Source organism: Streptomyces sp. NPDC001443, from assembly GCF_053597355.1.
Genome location: NZ_JBSFIA010000048.1, coordinates 58,451 through 64,790, shown reverse-complemented (window position 1 = coordinate 64,790; position 6,340 = coordinate 58,451). Strand labels below are relative to the sequence as shown.

The window sequence follows — 6,340 nt, the reverse complement described above, 5'->3', positions numbered from 1 at the left end:
CCGGACAGAAGTGGGGTCCGATCAGCGGGCGGTGTCCGGTGCGTGCGATCGCAAGGCGCCGGAAGGCCCTGGTAGCGGAGCTACCAGGGCCTTCCGGCGACGCGGCTGGGGGTCACCCCTCTGGGGGAGCGCGTGCCGGGCCCCACTTCTGTCCGGAGCTCTTAAAGGGGGCCGGACCGGCACCCGCCCGGCCGTCCCCCGCTCGCCCCCGCCGGACAGCGAGGGGACGATCGGACCAGCGCTGCGTCGCCGAATTCTCCGAACGGGAGCGGTCGGCAACTTGCGAGGGGTCATGGCTGATGGGCGAGCGGGCTGAGGAACGGGCAGGCGGCCCGGAACCCGGGCAAGGGGCCGGCCGGCGGTCAGGCGTGCGCGAGGTCGCGACCTTCGAGACGGACCGCACCGGACGGATCGTCGAATGGGGGCCCGCAGCCGCCCTGTTGCTGGGTCACGAGGAGCAGGAGGCGCTGGGGCGCGGCGCGGCCGAACTGCTGGCCCCGGTGGAGGGACGAGCCTGGGCCGGGGCGCTGCGGCAGGCGGCGGAAGGCCGGGCCGCGACGGGGGTGTTCGGCGTACGTCACCGTGACGGACACCTGCTGGAGGTCGAGGCGTGGCTGGTGGCGACGCGGGGTCCGGAAGGCCGGACGGGGGTGCGCGCGCTGCTGGCGGAGTCGCGGGAACTGCCCCAGGCCCACGGGTCCTTCACGGTCCTGGACACCTTCTTCGACCAGGCGCCGATCGGCCTGGCGATCCTCGACACCGAACTGCGGTTCCGGCGGGTCAACCCGGTCCTGGCGGCGATGGACGGTCTGCCCGAGCACCGGCACCTGGACCGCAGCGTGGCGGAAGTGGTCCCGGGGCTGAACGTCGAGCAGATGGGCAGGGCCCTGCGCCGGGTGCTGGAGACCGGCGAGCCGCTGCTGGACTTCCGCAGCATCGGCCGTACGGGGGGCAATCCCGATCACGACCGGGTGTGGTCGGAGTCCTACTTCCGGCTGGAGGACGCGCAGGGACGGCCCTTGGGGGTCGCCGCGGTCGTCATCGACATCACCGCCCACGAACAGGACTACCTGGGATCCGCGGCGGGCCGTACCCGGCTCGCCCTGCTCAACGACGCGATCACACGGCTCGGCACCAGCCTGGACGTGCGGCGCACCGCGCAGCAGCTGGCCGACGTCGCGGTGGCGGGCTTCGCGGACCTGGCGCTCGTCGACGTGCTGCAGTCCAGGCTCGGTGACGGGGAACCCGGCCGCACCGCCGACCGATCCGGACCGCAGGTGCTGCGCCGGGTGGGTCTGGCGGGAGACTCCTCCTCACTGGGTGACGTACTGGTGCCGCTGGGCGGGATCGTGAGGCAGCCCGCGGAGGCGGTCTACCAGCGGTGCCTCTCCGAGGGCCGGCCCTACCTGATTCCGCGTCTGGACACCGTGGTGAAGGTCCCCGAGATCCAGTACACACAGGCACCCCAGCAGTTGTTCGGGCGCGGCGTGCACTCGGTGATCCTGGTCCCCCTGCTGGTGGGCGGCACCGCGCTGGGCGTGGCGGCGTTCCTGCGCCGCACCAGCGCCCGGTCGTTCGCCGGGGAGGACGTGACCTTCGCCCGGGACCTCGCGGCCCGGGCCGCGGCAGCCCTCGACAACGCCTTGCTGTTCAGCCGTGAACAGGCCGCGTCGCTGACGCTTCAGCGCAGTCTGCGGCCGCGGCGCGCCCGTGACCTGCCCGGTCTGCGGATCGCGCACGCGTACCGGCCGGCGGGCGACGACGCCCACGAGGTCGGCGGCGACTGGTACGACGTGATCGCGCTGCCCGCGGGCAAGGCGGCCCTGGTCATCGGGGACGTGATGGGGCACGGCATCGCGGCGGCGGCGGTCATGGGGCGGCTGTCCGGCGCCACGCACACCCTCGCCCGGCTCGATCTCCCTCCGGACCAGGTCCTGCGGCACCTGGAGGCGGTCCTGGACGACATGGACGAGCCGATGCTGGCCACCTGTCTGTACGCGGTGGTCGATCCGGCGGCCGGTGTCTGCCGGCTGTCCCGCGCGGGTCATCCCCCGCCCGCCCTGCTCCTGCCCGACGGCACCACCCGCTTCGTCGATCTCCCGGCCGGCGCTCCCCTGGGCACCGGTGGCGTCGACTTCGTCACCACCACCCTCCCGCTGCCCCCCGGCAGCCTTCTCGCCCTCTACACCGACGGCCTGGTGGAGACCCGGGACCGGTCCATCGACGAAGGGCTGGAGAAACTGCGGGCCGAACTCGGCCGGCACGCCGGGCTCGACCCCGTCGACCTGTGCCCCACCCTGCTGTCCGCCATCTCGCCCGCCGTCGACGACGACGTCACCATGCTCGTCGCCCGGACCACGTCCGCACCGCCTTCCGGCCCGCTGCGGTCCTGACCCGTCCGCGAGCCGATGCGCGGCGAGGCATATGAGCAGACAAGCCCAGTCATGAACAAAATGGGAATGGATGACGGGGAAGGAGTATGCGATGGAGTCGGCGGTGCTGCGGGCCTGGTTCGCCCAGTCCTCGACGGGTCTGCTGCTGCTGGACCCGGACACCCGGGTGGTGGCGGTGAACACGACGGCCAGCCGCTATCCGGGCTTCCCCCCGGGCCCCTGGGCGGGCCGCCTCGCCTCCGACGTGACCGTTGGGTTGGCCGCCGAGGAAGTGGAGCCGCTGCTGCGAGGGGTTCTGGACAGTGGTGATCCGGCGATCCGCGTGCCGCTGCGGTGGCACCCGCCCGTCACCCCCTGCCCGGAGAAGCGGGTCGAGCTCTCCGCCTACCGGCTGACCGCGGAGAACGGCCGGGTGCTGGGGTTGGCGGTCTCCATGATCGACGTCACCGACCAGTACAGGGCCCGTCGGCATCTGGAGATGATGCGGCGGGCCAACGCCCTGCTGGGAACCACGCTCGACATCGAGCACACCGCCACCGAGCTGGCCGAACTGGCCGTACCGGACTTCGCGGACCTGGCGATGGTCGACGTACTGGACGCGGTGCTGCGCGGCCAGACCCCCGCCCCTGGGCCGGTGGACGCCGACCTGCCGATGCGCCGGGTCGCCTATCGGGGGAAGCCGAGCGCGCGGGAAGGCGGCTGGAGCGGGGTGGGCCGGTTCAGCGTGTTCCCCGCCGGGAGCCCCTACATCCGGTGCCTGACGGATCTGCGGCCCCGGCTGGTGCCCGAACTGCGGCAGGACCCGGGGTGGCCGTTGCTGCCCATGGCGCGGCAGGAGGGACTGACGGGCACGGGCGTGCACTCGGCGATCGTGGTGCCGCTGGTCGCCCGGGGCACCGTCCTGGGCGTGGTCTCCTTCTGGCGCGCCGCCGATCCCAGGCCGTTCGACGCGCACGACCTGGCTCTCGCCACCGAACTCGGCGCCCGCGGCGCCGTCCATCTCGACAACGCCCGCCTGTACACCCGGGAACTCTCCGCCGCCCGGCTGCTCCAGCTCACCGTGCGTCCGCTGCACCTGGGAGCGCACCTGGCCGCGGAGACCGCCCGCAGCCACCCGAACACCGACCGCGGCGACGACTGGTTCGACCTCATCCCGCTCTCCGGCGGCCGGATCGCCCTGACCGCGGGCGACACCGCCGGCCAGGGCCTGCATGCGGCGGCCGCGATGTCCGAGCTCAGGGCGGCACTGAGCGCGCTCGCCGCCCTGGACCTGCCCCCCGACGAGGTCCTGGAACGCCTGCACGCCCTGGTCACCCGCCTCCAGGACGACCGCCTCGCCGCACCGGCCGGCACCGACGCCGACATCCCCCGGCCAGGACCCACCGCCTGTCTGTACGCCGTCTACGACCCCGCGTCCGGGCACTGCGCGCTCAGCAGCGCCGGACACCCCCCGCCCGTCCTCGCCTTCCCCGACGGCACCACCACCGTCGCCCCCCTGCCCGTCGGCCCCGCCCTGGGCCACGGCATCCCCAGGTTCCGGACCCTCGACCTCGACCTGCCCGAAGGCACTGTGCTCGCCCTCTACAACACCGCACGGCCGCCCACCGGCGAGCCCCGACGTCCCGAGCCGGACCCGCGGCGGCTGTGCGCTGCCCTGAGCACCGCCGCCGACCGCCCCCTTCAGGAACTCTGCGACACCGTCTTCGCCGCCCTGGCCCCGCAGGCACCGGACTCCGACGCCGCCCTGGTCCTCGTCCGCACCCTCGTGCTGGGCCCCGAGCGCGCCGCCACCTGGACCTGGCCCCACGACGCCGCCGCCATCGGCGACGTCCGCACCGCCGTGGCCCGTCAACTCGCCGCCTGGAACCTCCCCGACCTCCAGGACACCACCACACTGATCGCCAGCGAACTGGCCACCAACGCCGTCCGGCACGCCGAAGGCCCCTTCCAGGTGCGGCTGGTCCGCACCGACGACGCCCTCACCTGCGAGATCACGGACGACAGCAGCACCAGCCCGCAACTGCGCCACGCCGAGGACGACGACGAGGGCGGCCGGGGTCTGTTCCTGACCGCCCAGCTCACCACCCGCTGGGGCGTGCGTCCCACCGCCCGCGGCAAGACCATCTGGGCCGAGCAGGCCCTCTCCGGTCCCGACCCGGCCACCGACCGGTAGAACGCGGAAAGGGTGCCTCCCGGTGAGAGACACCCTGTCCGGCGCGGCTGTCCGCGCCCCTCAGCCGATGGCGTACGCCCGGTACACCGTCTCCACCGAGCGGTCCCCGGCGGAGTCGGTCACCTCGGAGCGCAGGGCGACGGCGCCGGAGGCCGGGTTGCGGACGGACGCCTGCCAGGTGGTGCCGGAGTGCCTGACCGTCGCCGCCTTCCAGGTCTTGCCGCCGTCGGCGGAGGACCAGACCCGGACGGACTTGGCGGTCACCTTGGTGAACTTCACGTCGGGGCCCTGGGAACCGCGCAGGGCGCTCACGTCGACCGTCGTGGTCGTGTTCGGCGCGGCCTGGTTGCGGGTGTTCAGCCCGGTGGGCAGAAAGCGGGTCAGGAACACGGGCGCGACCGTGGACTTGGCCGGGTCGGCCTTGAAGTACCAGTCGAGGGTGGTGCGCGACGACAGCATCCCGGCGGGGAAGGTGATGCCGGGCCGGTAGCGGTGCGCGTCGACGGTCAGGCGGTACCAGCCGGCCGAGCGGATCCGGGCGGAGAACACGTCGCTGGAGGAGCCCCAGTCGGTCAGGGTCTGCTTCTTGACGGTGGTGCCGCCCTTGGACAGGACCACCGTCTCCTTCGTCGGGTCGGCCCCGCCGGTGCCGAGGTCGGGGTCCCCGATCAGTGCGTCCGGGACGAAGTCGACGGACTTCTGCCAGACCGTCGGCAGGTAGTGCGCCGGACCCCACACGGCCCGGCCGAAGTACTGGGTGGCGCTCTGTCCCGCCGCCAGCGTCCTGACCTTCGCGAAACCGCCGCCGATGTCGTCGCCGTTGCTCGCGAGGATGTCGTCGCGCGGCTGCCAGGTCCCGGGAGTCACGTGCGCGGTGGCGATGTACGGCCCGTCGTCGTTGCGGACCTGGGCCATCAGGTCGGTGGTGCAGTCGTCGACCTTCGGGTGGGGCTGGAGCGCGGTGTCGTGCTGCGTGGCCATCTGCGTACCGCTGCGTACCGAGAAGCGCATCGTCGCCAGGCTCGACCGCTTGGACGACCCGCCGGGCGCGGCCGGGATGCCCGTGCTGTTCTTCGTGACGACGTAGCTGTCGTTGCCGGACCAGTTCGCCAGGTACCCGAACTTGAGCAGCTTGGAGGAGTTCGGGATGGCGTAGAGGTGCCCCACCTCGTTCCAGCCGCTCACGCCGTAGGCGGAGGGCATGTCGGTGACGGCGGCGCACACCCGCGCGTCGAGCCGCGCCGGGCCGGTCACGTCGGCGGGCGTGTCGAGCGACACCTTGACGGCCTTGCCCTTGCGCGCGTCGAGGGTCACCGACGTGCTCCCCGACACCTGTACGACCTGCGCGCCGAGCGTGTCGGTGCCCAGACCGTCCGTGGCGCTCTCGTAGATGTCGGTCATCGCGATGTAGCGCCCCGTCGGCAGGCTGATCCGCTTGCCGGACTTGACGGTGTACCTCGTGCCGGACGGCACGGCGACGACGGTGACCGTCGTCGAGACCTTGCTGCCGTGCCGCCCCAGCGCGGTGACGGCCAGCGAGCCCGACGCCGCCTGCGCGGAAGCGGCGGAAGCGACCAGCGGTGCCAGCGCGGCCACCCCTACGAAAGCGAGCGCCCTGCGTCGCACCATCATCAACTTCCCCCTCCAGCACCGAAGTCGGCACATCCTAGCCATGTCACGGACATGGCAGATCAAGGGGGGCACAGGATGGGGCAGGGCATGCAGAAGGGGTGCCTCTCGGTGAGAGGCACCCCTTCTGGTCCGCAACGCTTCT

At 72.9% G+C, this 6,340-nt stretch carries 3 protein-coding genes; 2 read left to right on the top strand and 1 reads right to left on the bottom strand.

What is annotated here, in order from left to right; all coding sequences use genetic code 11:
* The first annotated feature begins 368 nt into the window (after window positions 1-368).
* A complete protein-coding gene (locus tag ACWC24_RS36020; protein ID WP_450667119.1) occupies window positions 369-2,393 on the top strand; it encodes a SpoIIE family protein phosphatase in 2,025 nt (674 codons plus the stop codon).
* A 70-nt stretch (window positions 2,394-2,463) separates the two neighbouring features.
* Window positions 2,464-4,566 carry a SpoIIE family protein phosphatase gene (locus ACWC24_RS36015; protein ID WP_450667118.1) on the top strand — a complete coding sequence of 701 codons (2,103 nt, stop codon included), beginning with the start codon at window positions 2,464-2,466 and terminating at the stop codon, window positions 4,564-4,566.
* A 60-nt stretch (window positions 4,567-4,626) separates the two neighbouring features.
* Here the strand turns inward: ACWC24_RS36015 and ACWC24_RS36010 are convergent, their stop codons facing one another.
* Window positions 4,627-6,198, bottom strand: a complete 1,572-nt coding sequence (locus tag ACWC24_RS36010; protein ID WP_450667117.1) for a hypothetical protein — start codon at window positions 6,196-6,198, stop codon at window positions 4,627-4,629.
* Window positions 6,199-6,340 lie beyond the last annotated feature (142 nt).